Origin of the sequence: Enterococcus viikkiensis (assembly GCF_005405345.1) — a bacterium.
Classification (GTDB): Bacteria; Bacillota; Bacilli; order Lactobacillales; family Enterococcaceae; genus Enterococcus_A; species Enterococcus_A viikkiensis.
On sequence record NZ_BJDW01000011.1, the window covers coordinates 77,884 to 97,187 of the forward strand.

Annotated in this window: 20 protein-coding genes; 10 read left to right on the forward strand and 10 right to left on the reverse strand. The window is 40.6% G+C overall.

The features are described 5' to 3' along the window. Positions 1–112: 112 nt before the first annotated feature. Positions 113–553, reverse strand: coding sequence for a hypothetical protein (locus FFM67_RS07540; RefSeq protein WP_137613962.1), 441 nt, complete (start codon positions 551–553; stop codon positions 113–115). 188 nt (positions 554–741) lie between these two features. On the opposite strand from FFM67_RS07540, the gene FFM67_RS07545 reads away from it, so the two are divergent. From FFM67_RS07545 to FFM67_RS07580, 9 genes are all read left to right on the forward strand, one after another. Further along, positions 742–2,319, forward strand: coding sequence for an Nramp family divalent metal transporter (locus FFM67_RS07545; protein ID WP_137613963.1), 1,578 nt, complete (start codon positions 742–744; stop codon positions 2,317–2,319). 396 nt (positions 2,320–2,715) lie between these two features. After that, positions 2,716–2,994 (forward strand): hypothetical protein, encoded by a 279-nt coding sequence (locus tag FFM67_RS07550; protein ID WP_246042955.1) that lies wholly within the window; start codon positions 2,716–2,718, stop codon positions 2,992–2,994. A 33-nt stretch (positions 2,995–3,027) separates the two neighbouring features. Further along, positions 3,028–3,933, forward strand: coding sequence for a DNA/RNA non-specific endonuclease (locus tag FFM67_RS07555; protein ID WP_246042956.1), 906 nt, complete (start codon positions 3,028–3,030; stop codon positions 3,931–3,933). A 175-nt stretch (positions 3,934–4,108) separates the two neighbouring features. After that, positions 4,109–4,483, forward strand: a complete 375-nt coding sequence (locus tag FFM67_RS07560) for a YxeA family protein (protein ID WP_137613965.1) — start codon at positions 4,109–4,111, stop codon at positions 4,481–4,483. A 137-nt stretch (positions 4,484–4,620) separates the two neighbouring features. Continuing rightward, a complete protein-coding gene (locus FFM67_RS07565) occupies positions 4,621–4,935 on the forward strand; it encodes a PadR family transcriptional regulator (RefSeq protein ID WP_137613966.1) in 315 nt (104 codons plus the stop codon). Continuing rightward, a complete protein-coding gene (locus tag FFM67_RS07570) occupies positions 4,932–5,516 on the forward strand; it encodes a DUF1700 domain-containing protein (protein ID WP_137613967.1) in 585 nt (194 codons plus the stop codon). The genes FFM67_RS07565 and FFM67_RS07570 overlap by 4 nt, the downstream gene beginning before the upstream one ends. After that, a complete protein-coding gene (locus FFM67_RS12265; RefSeq protein ID WP_170178008.1) occupies positions 5,513–5,674 on the forward strand; it encodes a hypothetical protein in 162 nt (53 codons plus the stop codon). The genes FFM67_RS07570 and FFM67_RS12265 overlap by 4 nt, the downstream gene beginning before the upstream one ends. Before the next feature lie 189 nt (positions 5,675–5,863). Beyond that, a complete protein-coding gene (locus FFM67_RS07575; protein ID WP_137613968.1) occupies positions 5,864–6,397 on the forward strand; it encodes a GNAT family N-acetyltransferase in 534 nt (177 codons plus the stop codon). Positions 6,398–6,471: 74 nt separating this feature from the next. Further along, a complete protein-coding gene (locus tag FFM67_RS07580) occupies positions 6,472–7,104 on the forward strand; it encodes a pentapeptide repeat-containing protein (protein ID WP_137613969.1) in 633 nt (210 codons plus the stop codon). Between the two features lie 796 nt (positions 7,105–7,900). On the opposite strand, the gene FFM67_RS07585 is transcribed toward FFM67_RS07580, so the two are convergent. The 7 genes from FFM67_RS07585 to FFM67_RS07615 form a co-directional block, all read right to left on the reverse strand. After that, the gene (locus FFM67_RS07585; protein ID WP_137613970.1) at positions 7,901–8,914 is read right to left on the reverse strand and encodes a CdaR family transcriptional regulator; all 1,014 of its coding nucleotides are present in this window, start codon (positions 8,912–8,914) and stop codon (positions 7,901–7,903) included. A 74-nt stretch (positions 8,915–8,988) separates the two neighbouring features. Continuing rightward, a complete protein-coding gene (locus FFM67_RS07590; RefSeq protein WP_137613971.1) occupies positions 8,989–10,128 on the reverse strand; it encodes a glycerate kinase family protein in 1,140 nt (379 codons plus the stop codon). Between the two features lie 42 nt (positions 10,129–10,170). After that, positions 10,171–11,505, reverse strand: a complete 1,335-nt coding sequence (locus FFM67_RS07595) for a GntP family permease (protein WP_281279100.1) — start codon at positions 11,503–11,505, stop codon at positions 10,171–10,173. A 214-nt stretch (positions 11,506–11,719) separates the two neighbouring features. Continuing rightward, positions 11,720–12,490: a DUF1295 domain-containing protein gene (locus tag FFM67_RS07600; protein ID WP_137613972.1), complete on the reverse strand. Its 771-nt coding sequence runs from the start codon at positions 12,488–12,490 to the stop codon at positions 11,720–11,722. Continuing rightward, positions 12,490–14,289: a DAK2 domain-containing protein gene (locus tag FFM67_RS07605; protein WP_137613973.1), complete on the reverse strand. Its 1,800-nt coding sequence runs from the start codon at positions 14,287–14,289 to the stop codon at positions 12,490–12,492. Before FFM67_RS07605 ends, FFM67_RS07600 begins: the two co-directional genes overlap by 1 nt. 5 nt (positions 14,290–14,294) lie before the next feature. Beyond that, positions 14,295–14,699 carry a DUF2177 family protein gene (locus FFM67_RS07610; protein WP_137613974.1) on the reverse strand — a complete coding sequence of 135 codons (405 nt, stop codon included), beginning with the start codon at positions 14,697–14,699 and terminating at the stop codon, positions 14,295–14,297. 152 nt (positions 14,700–14,851) lie between these two features. After that, the gene (locus FFM67_RS07615) at positions 14,852–16,420 is read right to left on the reverse strand and encodes an AcpB/EbpR/MafR family transcriptional regulator (RefSeq protein ID WP_137613975.1); all 1,569 of its coding nucleotides are present in this window, start codon (positions 16,418–16,420) and stop codon (positions 14,852–14,854) included. Positions 16,421–16,876: 456 nt separating this feature from the next. On the opposite strand from FFM67_RS07615, the gene FFM67_RS07620 reads away from it, so the two are divergent. Then, positions 16,877–17,350: a MarR family winged helix-turn-helix transcriptional regulator gene (locus FFM67_RS07620; protein WP_137613976.1), complete on the forward strand. Its 474-nt coding sequence runs from the start codon at positions 16,877–16,879 to the stop codon at positions 17,348–17,350. A gap of 66 nt (positions 17,351–17,416) precedes the next feature. Here the strand turns inward: FFM67_RS07620 and FFM67_RS07625 are convergent, their stop codons facing one another. Together FFM67_RS07625 and FFM67_RS07630 are read right to left on the reverse strand one after the other, a co-directional pair. Continuing rightward, on the reverse strand, positions 17,417–18,058 hold the full coding sequence (locus FFM67_RS07625; RefSeq protein ID WP_137613977.1) for a carbonic anhydrase family protein: 642 nt from the start codon (positions 18,056–18,058) through the stop codon (positions 17,417–17,419). Between the two features lie 35 nt (positions 18,059–18,093). Next, complete coding sequence (locus tag FFM67_RS07630; RefSeq protein WP_137613978.1) at positions 18,094–19,017, reverse strand: alpha/beta fold hydrolase; 924 nt, start codon at positions 19,015–19,017, stop codon at positions 18,094–18,096. Positions 19,018–19,304: the final 287 nt, after the last annotated feature.

Below are 19,304 nucleotides of genomic sequence, written 5' to 3' on the forward strand. Positions count from 1 at the left end.
GCATGGATGTCCCTGCTGGAAAGCGATTGATTCATTTTAAAATTTTATCCTTTCTTTATAGAGTTAAAAAAGTTTGCGCTACGTCTTTTCAGACGTACGGGCAAACTTTTTTTCATTTCCATTGAATTTTCCGAATCTCTTCTGTTGTTAATCCAAAAACGGCGCAATGTTGAACCACTCGTTTGGCTAAATCAGGAACCGTTACTCCTTCTCTAACCAAAATATCAACTCCTGCCGGCGTGACTAGTGACGGCGCAAAGCGAATCACTAAGACATCGCCTTTGATTGTCACGACCTCCCAGCGACTTTTCAAAATTTTCAACAGTCCGTTTCCCCGCCAAAGAAACGCTTTCTTTATTTGGTAATCCACGCCTTTGATTTGTTTTGTCTTACCTTTTTTCTCATACTCGACTAAGTCCAAAAGTTTCAATGGTTCTTTTTCTAATACACGATACGTAATCCTAGGCGTATTTCTCTTGTTAGACAGCCACATCGGAAACGTAGTCCCTTTGATGAACCAAGTGCCCGGTAACTGTTTTCTGAATTGATCCATAGCTTCTCCACCTTTTTCTTTTACTTTAAAGAAATTTATGTTCAAATAAAAGAAATATGCTCTTTTATTTTGAGCAAAACGCCACATTTACAAAAAAGTTTAGGCGCGCCGAATATTTTTCTTTTATTTTCCTAGATTTGGGTGTATGATTGCTTCGTAGAAAAGTTTAATAGAAAGGTGGGAATCTCTTGAGCAAAGAAAAAAATCCCATTTTGAAACATACAAACGGACTGTCCCTTGAAGAAGTCAATGGTACTGTCGAAGTACCAAAAGGAAAAAGTTTTTGGCGCACACTGCTGGCCTACTCAGGTCCTGGTGCTTTAGTTGCCGTTGGTTACATGGATCCAGGAAATTGGTCCACTTCCATCACTGGTGGACAAAATTTTCAATACTTATTGATGTCTGTTATCTTACTTTCCAGTTTAGTGGCGATGCTCTTGCAATATATGGCCGCAAAATTAGGAATCGTCACCCAGATGGACTTAGCCCAAGCGATTCGGGCTCGGACGAGTAAAGCGCTTGGTATCGTCCTTTGGATCTTAACCGAGTTGGCTATCATGGCCACCGATATCGCAGAAGTTATCGGTGCGGCGATCGCCTTGTACCTCCTCTTTAATATCCCTTTAGTGATCGCAGTGTTCATCACGGTCTTTGATGTTTTAGTCTTATTGTTACTGACAAAAATTGGTTTTCGAAAAATTGAAGCTATCGTCGTCTGCTTGATTTTTGTTATTTTGTTCGTGTTTGTCTATCAAGTCGCTTTATCGGATCCAAACTGGGGTGAAATGATCAAAGGCTTCGTCCCAACACACGAAACGTTTGCGAAATCCCCTGCTATTGGTGGGCAAACACCTTTAACTGGTGCGCTTGGAATCATTGGTGCAACGGTGATGCCCCACAATTTATATCTTCACTCGGCAGTCTCACAAACGCGTAAGATCAATCATGCTGATGAAGAAGAAGTCGCAAGCGCCGTTCGTTTTACAACATGGGATTCTAATATCCAATTGTCAATGGCGTTTATAGTCAACGCGTTGCTTTTGATCATGGGTGTGGCGGTCTTTAAAACGGGAACCGTCAAAGACCCTTCTTTCTTCGGCTTATATGAAGCCTTATCAAATCCAGCGACTATGAGCAACAGCCTTTTAATGGGCGTTGCCAAGACCGGCTTGTTATCCACCCTTTTCGCCGTCGCATTGTTGGCCTCAGGTCAAAACTCAACGATCACCGGAACCTTAACTGGACAAGTCATTATGGAAGGCTTCATTCATATGCGAATGCCAATTTGGTTGCGGCGCTTAGTCACTCGTTTGATTTCGGTTGTCCCTGTTATGATTTGTGTCCTGCTCTTTAGTGGAAAAGGCGTCATCGAGGAACACGAGGCGTTGAATAATTTGATGAATAACTCGCAAGTCTTTTTAGCCTTTGCTTTACCATTTTCGATGTTACCCTTGTTGATGATGACCAACAGTACCGCAGAAATGGGGGCTCGTTTCAAAAATAAAAAAATTATACAATTACTGGGCTGGATCGCTGTAATCGGGTTGACCTATTTGAATCTCATTGGTTTGCCAAGTCAAATCGAAGGCTTTTTCGGTGATAATCCTAGCGCCATGGAAATTATGACTGCTGATACAATCGCTTATCTCTTAATCGCCGCTGTCTTAGCACTCTTAGCTTGGACGATCGTTGAACTCCATCGTGGCAATAAGCGAGTTGCTGCGGCGAACGCAGAACTAGTAGAGGAAGAATTTTCCGAAAACTAACTCGTAGAAAGACATCTAAACCGATGCACTCCTCTTTTCTACTGTGGAAAGAGAAGCGCATCGGTTTTTAATCTAGATATACCCGTTGATATTCGCTTTTTTTGCTTAGGAAAACAATTGGTGATCGTTCAGCCGATACGTTTCTTAAGCTTTAATAAAATGGGGACCGCCTGGTATCAACGGCTCGTTTCCTATCTCTTCCGTGAATAAAACAAAATTTACAGCCTTTATTCACTCATTGATAGCCTTACCACGGATCCCAAAATACTATTTTCTCGCCTGCTTTTCCTTTTCATCTTAACAAACTCTCTCATTCGATCACGAAGCTTTTCTTTAGGAGAGCATAATTTCCATAAAAATGCTAAAATTAAGGGAAGTCTTTTTTTATCGAAAGGAGTGATTTTTTTGGAAGAATACCGTGGTCTATTAGAAAAAACCATTCTATTACAAGAAAAACCAATTATGATGTCTTTACTCATCATGAGTGACGGCGAAAATAAAACCGAAGTGTTGATTAAAGACCGCTATCTCTCAAGTTACGTTTTCCGGTTGCCGGATAATAAATATATGATCCATATCGCTGGCCGCCGTAATAAGCGCAATCAGCTAGTGGCGAAGCATTTTGAAATTATGAATCCTGATGAATACATCAAGATCATTGGGGCTCCTGAATAACACCTCAAAAAGAGTTAGAATAGAGGAACGCATTTGACTAAAAAAACTAAACTAGTTGCGGTGATCTTGCTTGCCGCAGCTAGTTTCGCTGTCTACAGCATGAAACAAGCACCAGACACTCCAGAAAAGCCCACTCCTACTGTTCAAGTAACCGTAAAGGATCAAAGAGAGTTGGCGGCACTAAACTACTCCGGCACGCAAACGATTGAGCTCAATCAAAACAAGCCCACCTTTACTAAAGACGAACTTACGCTAACCAATGGACCCTGGGAAAGATATGGCGATTTGGATCATTTGAATCGAGCCACCTCCGCTGAAGCTCTGCTAAATAAAAAGCTGATGCCGACAGAAAAACGTGGAGAGATCGCCAGCGTTACGCCCACTGGTTGGCACAATAAAAAAATCAATGGCCAATATCTCTACAATCGTTCTCATTTGATTGGTTATCAATTGACGGGGCAAAATGCGAATTGGAAAAATTTGATCACTGGCACACGACAACTCAACAGCCCAGAAATGCTGCGCTTTGAGATGGATATTCGTTATTACCTAGAGAAAAGCCCCAAGAACTATGTCCGCTATTCTGTCACACCAATTTTCCGTAACGAAGAGCTACTAGCGCGAGGCGTCCATATGATGGCTCAGTCAATCGATAGTGAGGCGGTCCAATTTAATGTCTATATTTTCAACGTACAAAAAGGCGTCAACTTGAATTACGCAGACGGAACAAGTACAGTGTCTACTACGGTCAACAGTTCCAGTTCAGAGAATCCAGCCAAACAATACGTAGATGAAAACGGCAAAGGCTTAATCAAAGGGTCAAACAGCGGCGTCTATCACCTACCTGGCAGTAAATATTATGACAACACAACGAATCCGAAAGCTTGGTTCAAAACCATCGAAGAAGCAAAAAAAGCTGGCTATCGACCAGCAAAATAATGAAGGAACTGCCCTATTCATTAGGGTAGTTTTTTTATTTTTTCTGTCCCACCTAGTTAAAATAACTTCCAAGTGACATTTTTGTTAGGTCTAGATAGGTCTTTCGGCTGATTTTATCCGTTATTAAAATTGATAGTCTGTATATAGAAAGTTTGAAAGGAAAGGTAATTTGACTATGATAAAAAAACTAATCGGACTATTTGCAGGAGTATTCATTTTATTATTCGGAGCATCCATTTACTCGAAGAATTCTTCTAGCGAAGTCGCAGCACTCTTAGATCAACTTAATCCCCTCGTTCCAAAAAGTGAGCTTTACGTGAAAACAACGACACCTCAGTCTGTCAATGGCTACGGTACCGCGAGCTACGAACAATTAGCCGCTGATAAAAACGGCAACACCCGCACGATCCAATTCAACGGACTCTCAGAATTGAAAACCGATCGCTACTTAAAATTATCCAACAAAGGCGCTCATATCGAAACCTATGAAGAAGTCCATCGTGAGCAAGTACCGGAACAGGCATTGAAAGAAATTGATGCAAAGAGATAAAAAAATCAGTGGACTAAATAAATCGCTACCCAAAAAGAGAATCGCGAGCGATTCTCTTTTTTTATAAATAGGGCGCAAGTCTGATAGACATCCCATACTATGTAATGTATAGTATAAGGCATAGAGAGGTGTTGTTCATGGATAGCCAATTGAAAAAGGGCTTGATTGAGTATTGCATCTTGGCGTCACTAGTCGAGCATGATTCCTATGGCTATCAAATCGTCAAGGATATCCATTCCCATATCGAGATTACTGAATCGACCCTCTATCCGATTTTAAAACGGTTAGAGACAAATAAACAGGTGACTACGTATTCAAAGATTCATAACGGACGTTTGCGAAAGTATTACCACCTAACGGACCTGGGGATCGCCAGTATTCAAAAATTTTTACAGGAATGGCAGGATGTTGAAGCAATACATCAATTTATCAGAAGGAGTATTGAAGTATGAATCGAGTAGAATTTATCAAAGAATTAAGCAATTATTTAGCCTATGAGGTTCGCCCCAGCGAAGTCCATCGCCTGATCGAATACTACGATGAAATGATTTTAGACTTGATGGAAGATGGCTATTCCGAAAAACAAGCGGTCGCTAAATTAGGTGATCCCCAGCAGCTTGCTTATGAAGCGGCAGGTATTCCTACAGAGGTTCGCGTCCCCCGCAAATTGAATTGGCTATGGATTACGTTATTGATCATCGGCTTTCCACTTTGGGGTAGCTTGGCGTTAGCAGGGTTTCTGATTTTATTCAGCATCGATCTTTTGATCTGGTGTATTCCTTTTACGGGCACCTGTTTGGCAGCCGGTACGATCATTGGCGGTGTGGCCGCTGCGTTGACCAGTCCTTTCGTCCTTTTTGATTCTATTTTCATGGGCATTACTCAACTCGGTGTCGGCATGTTGCTGTTTGGCGGCGGACTTTTATGTATGTGGCTGACTTATAAATTCAGCGCGGTCTTCATCAATATGCATCAAAATTTGATGCGGTTGATCCGGCGAAATATTTTCCAAAGAAAGGTCGTACAAGTATGAAAAGTAAATTATTATTGCCAAAAGTCGCTACCTATTTAATTAGCGGTGGGCTTTTATTGATCCTTTTAGGCTATGCACTATCAGGCTTTTCTCCTGATCGCTATACGGACTATGATGCCCATCACTGGTATAACGTCATCAATATTTATAGCGAATAAATACATCCGAGTCCTGTTTGGGATTCGGATGTGTTTTTGTTCTTCGCATTAAAGAGTTCGTATTTTTCTATGGATTTTTAAAATACGTTATCAAAGACCTTCCACCGCCCCTTTATACCACCGCGTTCTCTCCACTCTTTTTTTGTGATACAATAAAAAACAACTTTTAGCGTAAGGAGCTGACGAATAATGAACAAGCTTACACTGGTTTTACCTACTAAAGAACACGAAAAGCAGCTTTTGGATTATGTGCAGGAACATCGTGAAATTGGTGAAGAACATCTGCACGGCGCTTCGTTACTTGAGGAAAGCCCCAATTATGATGATTGGCTAGAACGTATAGCAGCCGCGTCCGATCCGACGATCATCAACCCTGACTGGGTGACCGCAACGACCTTCCTAGCGGTTCGAACAGAAGATCAAAAAATCGTCGGTATCATTAATATTCGTCATTTTCTAAATGATTTTCTACGAAATTATGGCGGCCATATCGGTTATGGGGTTCGACCAAGTGAACGGCAAAAGGGCTACGCCGGCGAAATGCTTCGCCGAGGGTTGCTTTTTTGCAACTCCATCGGCTTAGAAAAAGTCATGATTACTTGTACTAAAAACAACATCGCCTCCCGAAAAACGATCCTCAGCGCTGGCGGTGTGTTAGAACGGGAATTTCTTCATACAGATGGCGAATGGGTTCAAGTCTACTGGATCGAGCTTGGTGAATAATGCTCATAGCATAGCGTCCAACTGGCTAGGATGCTAAAATAAAGCGAGGTACCATCAGAAAGGATGCGGGGACGATGACGGACGGACTTAAAAATCACGATTATGCTTTTCGTAAGCTACAAAATGCCAATTTTCATCATCTGACGTTTAAGCAAGTTGCTTTTTCCAATGCGGATTTGACTGGTGCCGACCTAAGCAATTGTTTGTGTATTGACTGTGATTTTTCAGAAGCAATTTTAAAAAATGCCGATCTACAAGGAACCAATTTTCAACACTGCAATTTGCGAGGTGCAGACATTTCCGGCGCGAATCTTTTTTCCGCCATGCTTGAAACCGCCGATTTAACTGATGTCCGCTATGATGAGCAGACGCAGTATTTTGCGATGCATTGCCCTGAAGAAGGAGCCTTCATTGCTTACAAGGAGTGCTTGAATTATCGGATCGTTCAGCTTCTAGTTCCGGTCGATGCCCGCCGTTCATCAGCTACTAACACCACCTGTCGTTGCGACAAAGCTAAGGTGTTATCGATCAAGGATAAATTTACAAAGACTTCTTACAACGAGGCAATTTCCTATGTCGATGCTAACTTTATTTATCGGACAGGCGAATGGGGCTTAGCTGAAAATTATAACCCCAATCGTTGGGTCGATTCCACCGGCGGTATCCACTTTTGGATGACTTGGAAGGAAGCCTGTGGATATATGTAGAAAAAATCTCCGGCATCTATGATTGGTTAGAACGGTACATAATGAAGTCGACAATATACTTCATTGACAGTTTTTGGTTTGGTAAAAAATGCTTCCGCTTGCCATTACCACGCCATTCGATATGTTTTTAGTCCTGAGCCAAAGAACATAGATGTTTGGGTGCTCATTTTGAACGATTCTCAGTGACTTGAAAGATCAGGTTTAGCCACAACTGAAAACTTTAATAAGAAACAAAATCCAAAACGCAGGCAGTTTTTGAGCAATCGTGAGATATGCACACTGGTTGTTTCAACAAAAAACTCAGCGTACAATGCGCGTATTCTATGATCCAGTAACGAGCCATAACAAAGTAAAAAAATGACAGAAAAAGCCGATGTTGATCCACGAGCGTTTTCAAACGCATCAAGAGAAGAAATCGAAAAACATGAAGGACATGCATTTTATTCCGTAAAAGCAGTGAAGCCTGCTGTTTCATGTCTCGCTAGTTTTGTTTCATTAGATTAATTTTCTATCGGTTCGAACATATTTTTCTACAAAATCGCTTTGTGAGATAGGAGCGTGACGCATGAAAAAGTAATTTTCTTGTTCACTCATCCTTTTATTTCTCGAAAGTGCACTCCAAAAAAAAGGCATCGTCCAAACCAACTTGACTAATCACATTAGGATAACAAAAAAGTGATGACAGAACTTCATTCATTCTGTCATCGCTTTGAAAGTATTTATCCATCATTCTTTGGTTACACAGAGTCGAAATTCTTATTTTTAAAACCCCTTGCATTTTCGTAGGGTTGCTTTTTCATTCAAAATTCTGAACAAAACAATAAGCAAAATGATACAACAGTGTCCATAGATCCGACCAGATCCGCGGATCTTTCTGCGTCAATTCATGAATGCGTTCAATCCTATAATTCAACGTATTCCGATGAATATGCAGTTGTTCTGCCCCTGCCTTCACATTAGTGCTATTATTAGCAAAGCAAATCAACGTATCGTAATACTCGCCATAAATATCCGTTACTTTTCTGATTAATTGCCGATCGATTTCAATTGGAAAGTCAAACAGTCGAGCAAAATAGTGATCGCTTGTGAAGATCGGTTGATTAGCCGGTTGCTGAAAGAAATAAAGATACTTAAACGTATTCTCTACATCTCTTATTAATTGTCCCACGTTCATTTTTTCTTCACTGATAATCAGCATCTCTGATTCTTCTGGCGCTACCTCCAGCTCGGCATCAATAAAGGTGATATACCTTCCATGCCATTCAAAAATTTCATGCAATGGAAAATATTTTCTCAATACTTCTTGTTTGGTCGACAATATACATCGGTTCGCTCGTAGCAAATTAACTCCGTAGTCTTCTATCGCACTTGTCATCAATGCCTCACTGTAATAACCCTTTGCATTTAAAAGCTCGTTTAAGAAATTGGTGCGTTGACGTAGTTTTTTCTCTTTTTTACTAAATTCATTCAGTTCTTCGACAAGTAGGAGTACGATTGATTTCACTAGTTTGGTGAAGGGGCGAACTTCATCAGGTTCTCCGGAAATTCCCACTACCCCCAATAGTTCACCATTCAATAAAATCGGTTCGTTGGTCCCTCTTTTTTCCAGCGATGTATCTTTGAACACTTCAACCATTTTTCTTTGGGCAATTGCTCGTTCCGCGCCCCGATGTCGTTCCCCGATTCGTTGTTCCTTCCCACTCGCAATGATATAACCCTGTTCATTCATGATATTGATGTTATAAGGAATATCCGACATCAATTTTTGAACGATCATATTCGCTTGTTCCTTTGTCAACAACGTGCTCATCATCCATCCATCCTAAACATACTTATTGTACTAATAGTGTAACGAACTTTGTGCAAATGACAATGAATTCAACTTTACTTAGTAATTAACACGCGTGTAATATTTTCAACCGTTCGCATTAAATTTTCTTCACCTGACAGTAACGCTTCATCCAGCGTACTGGCTTTTGCTAAAATACCAAAAATCGCAGTCATTCCTTCTTCGTAAAGAACTTCCACCTGTTCTCCGATATAACCAGCGCAAGCGAAGACGGGCTTGTCATATTTTTTTGCAATTTTTGCGACACCATAAGGCGCTTTACCAAACTTTGTTTGAAAGTCCATGCCGCCCTCTCCAGTAAAAACATAGTCGGCTTGACTAATTTTTTCGGCTAGATGAGTCAACTCAGTTACAATATTCACACCTGACTGCATACTCGCTTCCGTAAATACCAATAACCCTGCACCCAATCCACCTGCTGCTCCCGCACCGGGGCGATCTACGATATCAATTCCCAAATCTTGTTCGATAATCGTTGCATAATGAGTGAGATTTTTATCCAATTCGTCCACCATCTCCTTAGTGGCTCCTTTTTGTGGTCCAAACACTTGGGAGGCACCTTTGGGTCCAACTAATGGATTGGTCACATCGCTTGCGATAATTATTTCCGTATCTTTTACTCGTGGGTCCAGATCACTCAAATCGATTTTTGCTAGTTTTCCCAGCGAGCCACCTCCGACCGCTAATTCATGACCAGCTTTATCTAAAAAATGTGCGCCGAGTGCTTGTGCCATCCCAGCACCCCCATCATTGGTCACGCTACCGCCAATCCCAATGATAATCTTTTCCACGCCCTGGTCTAAAGCTGCTAAGATCATTTCCCCAGTCCCATAAGTAGACGTGAGCAATGGATTACGTTTTTCTTTGCTCAATAATTCGATTCCATTGGCTTTTGCCATTTCCATTACTGCGGTTTTTTTATCAGCCAATAATCCAAAATAGGTTTTTACTTTTTCTGACGGGATCGGTCCGGAAACTTCTACATCAACCATCGTTCCTTGACTTCCATCAACTAGGGCATCGACCGTTCCTTCGCCTCCATCAGCCATTGGAACTTGGATAATTTCCGCTTCAGGCAAGACTTTTCGGATGCCACGCGCCATTGCTTCACAAGCTGTTTTGGCACTCATACTTTCTTTAAATGAATCTGGAGCTAATACAAAAGTTTTTTTCATCATTATTCCCCTTGCTTCTGCTTAGAAACCATTTTGATTTCATTATTTTAATATAAATCCGTATAAAATCGTAGCAACAATTGTCATTACACCACCAATACACATTTCGTAAGGAATAACTTTCATCCGTTCTTTGATCGACATATGCATGCTGTTGGCAGTAATATGAAAATAGTTTCCTTGAGGAACACTATCAATGACAGTTGCACCAGTATGAACCATGACCGCTGCAGCTACTGAAGATGTCCCGGTTGCTAAAATTGCGTGGCCAAATGATCCTGTCGCTAAAATTACTGCGGTCGAAGTCGAACCTACCGCTAATCCCATCAAAATCCCAGAGATAGGTGCTAAGAATGTCCCAGAGATTCCTGTAATAGAAATCAAATGAACAACTTGTTTCGAAAGATCAGAGACTGAAATCAATCCCGCAATCGCTCCCGCACCAATTAAAATCAATACGGTATCCGTCACACGATAAATTCCCGCTTTCGAGTATTCACGGATTTGATGTGCACGACCCATTGCAATCGTTCCTACGATTGAAGCAAAAGGTAAAATATACATCGCATCAACCTTTATGTCTGCCAACAATTGAATATGCAACATTGTTCCGATTGGATTAATCAATAATAGAACGATCGATAGTACCGGAGCAATCAATGCCTTACTTAAGGGCAACAGTTCTTTTTTTTCTTCTTTGCCAATATCACTATCTTGAACCATTGCACCCTTCTTTTTGATCAAACCAGCAATCACAACAGCTGTAATCAACCCAAAAACAGCTGGAATAAAACCGGCAATCATCACACTACTCAAATCCAGCTTGAAACCATTGGCTGCTGCAATCGTGTTGGGATTCGGAGAAATAATGTTTCCCGCTTTTCCGCCACCAGACAAAGCAGTCAATAAAGCCAACTTACTTATTCCAGTCTGTTTCCCTACCGAAAGAGCGATCGGCGCTACAATCAGAACGGCTACAGGAATAAAAACCCCTACTGCCGTAATGACCATCGTAGACAACGCTAAAGACAATATTGCTTTATTGGCTCCCAGCTTGCTAACAATTGCCTGAGCAATTGATTCGGCTGCGCCAGACTCCATCATCACACCCGCTAACATTCCGGCTGCCAATACTCGGATGGCTGTTCCCATGATACTTTGTGTACCACTAATCAATATATTTACTGTATCACTTAGAGAAGCACCCCCGATTAAACAACCTACGATTGCCCCTAAAAACAACGAATAAACCGGATTCATTTTTCTTAAAATCAAAAAAATTGCGAAAAGTAAACCAATAATTGCCGCATACCACGGTATAACAACAGTTGCCATGTGAAACATCTCCTTTTTTTGTTTACGTTTCCATTCTACCAATTTACTTTCCAAATAAAATTGGTAGATTTACAACTTTAGTTGTGCATCTGCACAGAATAAAGGGGCGGAAAAGCAAGCAGTCGTCTGATTAACTAGAAATCGTTTCACACCAAACAATTGACAAAAAAGGATTGTGACAAGTCAACAAAAGACTTTCACAATCCCGTTTCTTTATTATAGTTGAAAAATATGATTGATCTCTTCTACACCTTTTCTATAAACCCTTTTTCCCAAAAAAAGGCAAGAATTTTGGTGTTTGGTTCGCATACTCACGATAACCAGCTTTTTTCCGGTTTTTCTTTTCTAGTAAGGGCACTCCTGAAACGAACAGCAATAATAACGTGATCGTGACTGGACCAATGATCCCCCAAAGATTGCGCCATTGCGTCAAACTGATCAGAAAAATCCCCCACCAGCTAAGGGCCTCCCCAAAATAGTTAGGATGCCGGGTCAACGACCAAAGCCCCGTAGTTAACAGTTTGCCTTGATTATTGGAATTTTTTTTGAACAACGTCAACTGGTAATCCCCAATCGTTTCAAAACCAAAGCCCACTAGCCAAACAAGTATACCTAAGCTATTCCACCAATGAAACGCGTCATTACTACTCGTCATCGTCAAAAAAATCGGTAATGCAACGATACTTAACAAAACACCCTGTAAAACAAAAACGTTCAAGAAAGCCTTTAGCTTCGCAAAGTGATTCCCCCAGCGTTTTCGCATATTGACGTAGCGATAATCTTCTGGTTTACCAATATTGCGTTTGGCTAAGTGGAAAAAGAGCCGCAAGCCCCAGATCGTCACTAATCCCAACACCCAAAAAGCCGCTGTCGTTTTTTCTGGCATCAATAAAAATCCCGTCACAGCGACCAGTACAAAACCGATTCCCCAAGCGATATCAACGATGGAGTTATTATGCAGTGTTTGAGCAATAAAAAACAAAACGGTAAAATAAAGAAACAAAATAATCAGAATAATCGCGACCATTAGTTCACCTCTCCCTCTTCCAATTCATAAGCTACCGCCACGCTGCCACCACCAGCACTCATAGCCACCACGGTGGAAACGTCGGTGATAAAGCTTGGTGCAAAGCCTAGCTTATTTTGTAATTCTTGACCCCAACGCTGTGCCTTCGCCAGCTCGTCGGCATGAATCAGCGCATAACGCTTGATTACCTTTTCTTCATTTGCTTTAACCACTTCGGTCAAAATTTTCTTTTCATTTCCCGCCTGGCTAAAAGCAAAATTACTTAGTTTGCCTTCCCCTAAAGGATCTAAGCTAACGATTGGCTTCAAGTTGACTGTCTTAGCCAGCCGTCCAACAACTTGAGGGATCCTCCCTGACTGAATCATAGGATTCAGGTCATCGACACTAACTAAGATATTCATCTGATCTCTTTTCGTTAAAACGGCTGCAACGATTTCATCAAAGGATCGTCCTGCTTGAATCCATTCATTCGCCGCCATGACTAGCAAACCCTGTGCCGCAGAATTTTGATGAGAATCGACGACTTCAATGCGGGTTCCGCTTCTGCGTTTCGCCGCTTCTTTAACGGTATGAAAGGTTCCACTGAGCTTGCCAGCGACAGTGATCACTAAAATTGCTTCATAGCGTGTTTCCAAAAATGAAAAAAGATTTTCCACCGTTTTCAAAGTTGGTTGTGAACTAGTAGCTGCTGTTCGCTGATCCATTGCTAAAAACTGATCGCTTTGAATCGTGATTTTGTCAATATAACTCGTTTCGCCAATCAAAATATTCATCGGTAGCACATGGATTTGGTTATTTAACAAATATTCTGCTGGTAAATCGGCGATAGAATCGGTTACTAAAGCAATTGGCGCTTTTCTTTGCTTATTTACTTGATATTGTAGCAGCATATCGTCGGCCTTTTGCTGAATCGGTTGACCAACTATGCTTAAATACGCCAAGACTTCAGCCGGTTTGTTTGTGTGAATATGAATACGAGCTTTTCCCCTGTTCACCGCTATCACTAGGGAATCGCCGAAATCTTTCAACTGTTCCTGCAAGTCATGCTTTGATAATTGAACCTGATCCAATAAAATTTCTGTACAATAGCGTTCAGTAGGCTCCGTTACATGGGCATGATTCTCTTTGCTATAGTCAAGTGTGATTTTTTGTTGCTTCACTTCTGGCTGCAAATCATTTTTTGCCACAAATGCATGCGTAAAGCCCTCAATGAAAAAATAAAAACCTTGCGCGCCAGCATCTACTACTTGGTTCTTTTTTAAGACCTTTAGTTGATTTGGCGTATTTTCCAATGCGGTTTTAGCTGTTAGTAAGGCGTTTGACAATAAATTTTCTAAATTGGGTTCACCATTACTTAAAGCTTCCGCCCATGAACGAATTACCGTAATAATCGTGCCTTCTACCGGCCGTTCGATTGCCTGATAAGCTTCGGTGATGGCGACTTTCACACTTTCTAAGAAGCTTTTGACTGAGTCAGTTTCTTCTAACTTTAATAGATGATTGTAAATACCATTAAAATATTGTGCGAAAATAATCCCAGAATTCCCGCGAGCACCAATCAGCGAGGCATCAGCGACTTTTTCAAAAACTTCAATCACCGTCTGACTTTCATCTGTCGTTTCTTCCAAGATCGCCTGCATTAAAGAAGCCAAGTTACTACCGGTATCCCCGTCTGAAACAGGGAATACATTAATCTGATTCAATCGCTGCTTATGCTGGATCAGTTGAAGCGCCCCTTGTTGAAAAGCCAAACGTAATTTTTTTGGATCGATTGATTGATTCACTTGTGTCATCTCCATCCCAATTACCTCCAATTAAAATGCTGAGCAACAAAGACGGTCATTCCTGAGACCGCTGCCGTTACAGAGGTTCCCCAAATTAGATCCACCACTGTTACTCGGATCGGCCAATTAGCGATCGTAGCTAAATTGGTCAGATCGTAAGTGCCGTAGCACAGCAGGCCTAAAAAGCCTCCTGCGGCGATCGCATACAACAAACTATTTTTTTCCAAGGCAGGATTAATGACAAAAAACAATATTCCTAATAAATAAATCAGATAAAAAATTGCTGCTGGACCAAACCTCGTTTGCCCCATTAAATTTCCCAGATATTGTTGATACATTTTCCGCGCCAATACTAACAGCCAAAAAAAATCTAACACCAAAAAGGAGACTGCTGCGACACCACCTATTTTTAACCAAGAAATCATGCTTATTCCCCCCAGATTTATTTTTTGTTTATCGATTGATAAGTTAAGCTTAACATAACCATTATACTTGAGAAATAATCCCGCTCGGCCTATTCAGTTAAGGATTCAAAAAAGGATGAGCGCCCTGTCAGCTGTCATCCTTATACCCATCACTATTCACTTAAACGTAGTAAATCAATTTTCTCCTCACGCAAGAAAAAAATGAATTTCCCTTCGTCTATTTTATCACTCAAACAAGTTTCGATTAAGCCTTGCACTTTATGAATAATCTGAACAGGTAGCAACGCATCGATCACCGCTACCGGAAAACGATCCGGCACATTCTTCACCAAACAAGTCGTGATCAGCCCGTCGTATTTCTTAATCTCCTGCCAAAAATCAACATCATCATGATTCCGATACTCAAATTGATGCAGCTCAAAGTTGCCGTGACAACTTTGGCGAATATATTCCATTAAATGTTGTTCCTCCAAACGCATCACATCTCCAATAAACAGAAAATGCAGCTTCCGGTTCTGTAACTCGATGATGTCCGCGCTACCCTTCACCAAGGTCACCAACAAATAGACATAATAGTCCACCGCCTCCTTAGGAACAAATGAATACGCCTCAATAAAGTCCCGAACAAGTCTAAAGACCTTTGCCGTCGTACTAGTATAATCCTTTGACAATTCCTCAATGAAACGTTTTCGTGGGTTTCTCAAATCAATGATCAGTTCTTTTTTCTTATAAAAAGGATAGAAGTAAACAGTCAAAATCCGAGCAATTTCATCAATCATGGATGGATTGAGGGCATGAGCCATCAGCTCATTAAATTGCCTCACTAGAAAACGATGCCCCTCAAACATTTCACCATATTTTCGATTTTCCGCAACAGCCTGCGTCTGGTGAGTATCATTCAAGACACACGCATCGGAAAAAGAGCGCCAATTAATATCTCGGAACACGTCATCTGTCACCTCAAGCGAAAACACCTCCGTCACCATTTCCTTAAAAGCGGTCAAACCTTCGATCGTAGGGAATTTCAGACAATTGCTCCTCAGTTCTGACTGCGGGAAACTATGACCATTTTTTATCCGCCATAAGCTAATGATCGCCCGAAAGACCGCGTCCTTTTGAAATAAATAACGATCTCGATACTCGTTGATCTCTAGAAAATTCAGAATCATCTTCGAGACGGTCAGTAGCTGGTTCTCAGTTAGTTTAGGAAAACGGATCTCAAAACCCGATTCTTTTTCACTGAAATAACTATGATAAAATTCACGAATCAGCAGTTCATCGCCCTCTAACCTCAAGGGGCGGTGGCACAAACGAATCCCAATCTTCTTAAACACCTTCCCGATTCGTTTTAGATAACGTTGTACGTTAGAAGAGCTGGTAAACATTTGTTCAGCCATCGTAACAATCCCATGAGACTCCTCGTAAAGCAGTTCTTCAATTAATTTGTATTCAAACGAATTAGCCAAAATATCACTGTAAAGCGAACGAATATTAGCATGCTGGGTTGTTTTCAACCAGTACAATCCTTTGTATTTTATAATCTGCAAATTCGACTGTCGCTCATTGATCGATTTGACATCCTTCAATAAGGAAGTCATTGAACAGGCCAGTACGCCTAGCAACTGATCACTAGAGGCTGCACCATCAGGGCTATAATAAATCGCTTCGACTAATTGTAAATGACGTTTGGTACTTGGACTCAATAAATCACGAAAATCCATCTCGCTTTCCCCCACTTTCAAATTACGCCTTACTGAAGACTTCGTAATCAATAGTAAATAAATTTTTGCTGAAAAGATTCTTATTATTCTATTTTACACAAAAAAATTTTTACATTTTTTCAAAATAATTGTTGCTACGTGTTCTTTTACATTGTCAAAATTTTAAATTATTCTTTTATTGAATAGTTAAATAGAAAATACAATACATCCATTTCTGTTTTTTATTCATTTTGACACCATTTAAAAAAATAAAATGACTATTCAAAAAGGCATTTTTAAATAAAGAAAGTGACTAACCTGGAGGCTGTTCTAATCCAAGCATAGCCTGACCTGCATCCCACAAGCGAACACATAAAAATAATTAATTCGCCCGTCTCTTTCAATTCATTTACAAATTGAATTATTTCGGTAACCTGATAAAATAGGGTTTGAAGATGAACTTGAAGGAGCAAACGAATGGATGACCAGGAATTAAATATTGCCCTAACCAATAAATATATGGAGCTAAACAGTTTATTCACACAATTCTTTCGGGAAAATTCACGCGGACCGATTAAATTTGAGAATCGCAACCGCGGACAAGGACAGATTTTAACTATTATTCGCAATCATGGGACGATTACACAAAAAGACTTAGTCAACCAGTTAGATATGCGGCCTCAATCCGCCTCAGAGATGATTCGCAAGTTAGAAAAAAAAGAATACATCACACGAGAGAAATCCGAAGCGGATAAACGAGTGATGAACATCCATTTAACGAGTCGCGGTAAAGTCGCCGCCCAACAAAGTGACGACTTTCGTCCGATTGTTTTAGAAGCCTTGACCCACGAGGAAAAGGAGCAATTCGATCACATTATGAATAAATTGATCGCTGAGTTGGAACCACAAGTCAAACACAAGCCAAGATCACTTCACGGCCGGGAAAAATAAGAGAGGTAGCATAAGCCTTCTTACATTACAGTAAAAAAGCCGTTTTCCAATATTGGAAAACGGCTTTTATGCTTGATAATGCAATACTTTTCGTTGATGTAAGGTTTGGCAATCACGATTATTTTTCCCATGAATTGCAACAAAACGCTTCAGTTGTTCTGCTGATACTTCTAAGCGATGCTCCATGACATACCATTCCACGCCTTCTGTCAATGGTGGGGTGGTCAATGAACCGATATAATGATAATAGCTTTTATCTTCAGGAATCAGACCATCAGTTGAGAATTCTCCCTCACCTTGCTGGCAATCGTATTGGTTAAGGACTTGTTCGAAGTCAGAATTATGTGCCCCTAGCTGATACAAGACGCCGATAACCGCCTGCTGTCCATTGACTGCTTGAAAAAGAAAATGTCCTTCCAAGGGAAATTTTTCACCATTAATTTGATGTTCCGCATCTGCGTGAAAATGAACTTGAACAAAATGAAACACGCGCTTATTTAAACAGGCTTCTCCTGCATTTAACAACTGCAGATTTTGACCGTTGTTCAAAAAGGTAGCTGTGTTGTCTGTAAAGGCTACCTGCACTTCTCCAAGTTCTTGATTCGTTTCTATCTGGCTCGTTTGAATATCAATTGGTGATTGGCGATGCCCTTCTTCTACTTGCCATTCTTTTTGCTGGCAGTAATCAATCAAAAATTCTGCTTTCATAAAATCCCTCGATCAAATAAATTTTTACAATAGTATCATTTATCCGAAAATTTTTCCATCCATTTGCAAATATCTCGAAAAACAATTTGCTTCTGGCGTTCATTCAAAATTTCATGACGAGCATTTTCATAGAGTTTAACCGTAATTTTTGTTGATCCGGCCTTTTGATAGGCTTGAGCTGCCTTCATTATACCTTTGCCAAAATCCCCCACTGGATCTTCTTTTCCAGATAAAAAAAGCAGCGGTAAATTTTTAGGAACCTTCTTCATTTGGGTAGAGTCTTGGCTTCGAATAATCATCGAAAAAAGTTCATGATAACCATTTAACGTAAAAAGGAACCCACAGTCATGATCCAACAAATAGGCATCGACCTCCTCTGGCACACTCGACAGCCAATCTTTATCTGTTCGACGGTTCGAAATCTTACGGTTCATGTTGCCAAAAGCCATGCGATCAATCAACTTGCTGGGGTGCATTTCACCTTGAAAGCGACTTAAAATTTTAGCCGTTTGCCGTCCCATTTGCGTCAGCCAAAGGGGTTGCTGCCCAGTCCCCATCAAAATCGCACCGTCAATTTCCTCGCCGTGATCAAATAAATAATTTCGTAAAACAAAAGAACCCATGCTGTGTCCTAAGACAAACAAAGGCAGATCAGGATAGCGGATTTTTCCCCATTCAGTCACCTGATACAAATCTTTGATTAAGCCAAACGGTGTCTGTTCATCATAGAAATAACCTTGCGGTTGCTGTTGGATAGACTTCCCATGACCTAAATGATCATGGCCAATCACCGCGATCCCCAGAGTATTCAAATAGGTTGCCAATTCGTCATATCTCAAAATATGTTCAGCCATCCCATGGGTGATTTGCAACACAGCCCATGGTGTTGGACAGCTCCAATGCCAACCGTGAAGCGTTGTTTTTTGATCCACTGATACTAATTCAAAAGCTTCTTTCATGTGATCTCCTTTTTCTTATTAATGTATTTATTTTCTTTCAGAAAATAAGGTCGATTTTCAAGCCGTATATCATTCCACTATGCTCTATCTACTTTTTTTTAGTTACAAACTTATCAGATGCCTTTCCTTCATAACCTGCAAAAAGTGGAACTGACATCCTTTTTCTTATTAATGTATTTATTTTCTTTCAGAAAATAAGGTCGCTTTTAACCTGCATTCCCGAATTGTGTAACGATAATCACTCGAAAAACCGCTGTAACGCTTGATATATAGCGGTTTTTTTGTAG

What these genes read in the sequence shown, in the direction of transcription:
- FFM67_RS07540 (WP_137613962.1), bottom strand. Translation starts at nt 553, where the DNA reads ATGGATCAATTCAGAAAACAGTTACCGGGCACTTGGTTCATCAAAGGG.
- FFM67_RS07560 (WP_137613965.1), top strand. Translation starts at nt 4,109, where the DNA reads ATGATAAAAAAACTAATCGGACTATTTGCAGGAGTATTCATTTTATTA.
- FFM67_RS07565 (WP_137613966.1), top strand. Translation starts at nt 4,621, where the DNA reads ATGGATAGCCAATTGAAAAAGGGCTTGATTGAGTATTGCATCTTGGCG.
- FFM67_RS07570 (WP_137613967.1), top strand. Translation starts at nt 4,932, where the DNA reads ATGAATCGAGTAGAATTTATCAAAGAATTAAGCAATTATTTAGCCTAT.
- FFM67_RS12265 (WP_170178008.1), top strand. Translation starts at nt 5,513, where the DNA reads ATGAAAAGTAAATTATTATTGCCAAAAGTCGCTACCTATTTAATTAGC.
- FFM67_RS07575 (WP_137613968.1), top strand. Translation starts at nt 5,864, where the DNA reads ATGAACAAGCTTACACTGGTTTTACCTACTAAAGAACACGAAAAGCAG.
- FFM67_RS07580 (WP_137613969.1), top strand. Translation starts at nt 6,472, where the DNA reads ATGACGGACGGACTTAAAAATCACGATTATGCTTTTCGTAAGCTACAA.
- FFM67_RS07585 (WP_137613970.1), bottom strand. Translation starts at nt 8,914, where the DNA reads ATGAGCACGTTGTTGACAAAGGAACAAGCGAATATGATCGTTCAAAAA.
- FFM67_RS07590 (WP_137613971.1), bottom strand. Translation starts at nt 10,128, where the DNA reads ATGAAAAAAACTTTTGTATTAGCTCCAGATTCATTTAAAGAAAGTATG.
- FFM67_RS07600 (WP_137613972.1), bottom strand. Translation starts at nt 12,490, where the DNA reads ATGGTCGCGATTATTCTGATTATTTTGTTTCTTTATTTTACCGTTTTG.
- FFM67_RS07605 (WP_137613973.1), bottom strand. Translation starts at nt 14,289, where the DNA reads ATGGAGATGACACAAGTGAATCAATCAATCGATCCAAAAAAATTACGT.
- FFM67_RS07610 (WP_137613974.1), bottom strand. Translation starts at nt 14,699, where the DNA reads ATGATTTCTTGGTTAAAAATAGGTGGTGTCGCAGCAGTCTCCTTTTTG.
- FFM67_RS07615 (WP_137613975.1), bottom strand. Translation starts at nt 16,420, where the DNA reads ATGGATTTTCGTGATTTATTGAGTCCAAGTACCAAACGTCATTTACAA.
- FFM67_RS07620 (WP_137613976.1), top strand. Translation starts at nt 16,877, where the DNA reads ATGGATGACCAGGAATTAAATATTGCCCTAACCAATAAATATATGGAG.
- FFM67_RS07625 (WP_137613977.1), bottom strand. Translation starts at nt 18,058, where the DNA reads ATGAAAGCAGAATTTTTGATTGATTACTGCCAGCAAAAAGAATGGCAA.
- FFM67_RS07630 (WP_137613978.1), bottom strand. Translation starts at nt 19,017, where the DNA reads ATGAAAGAAGCTTTTGAATTAGTATCAGTGGATCAAAAAACAACGCTT.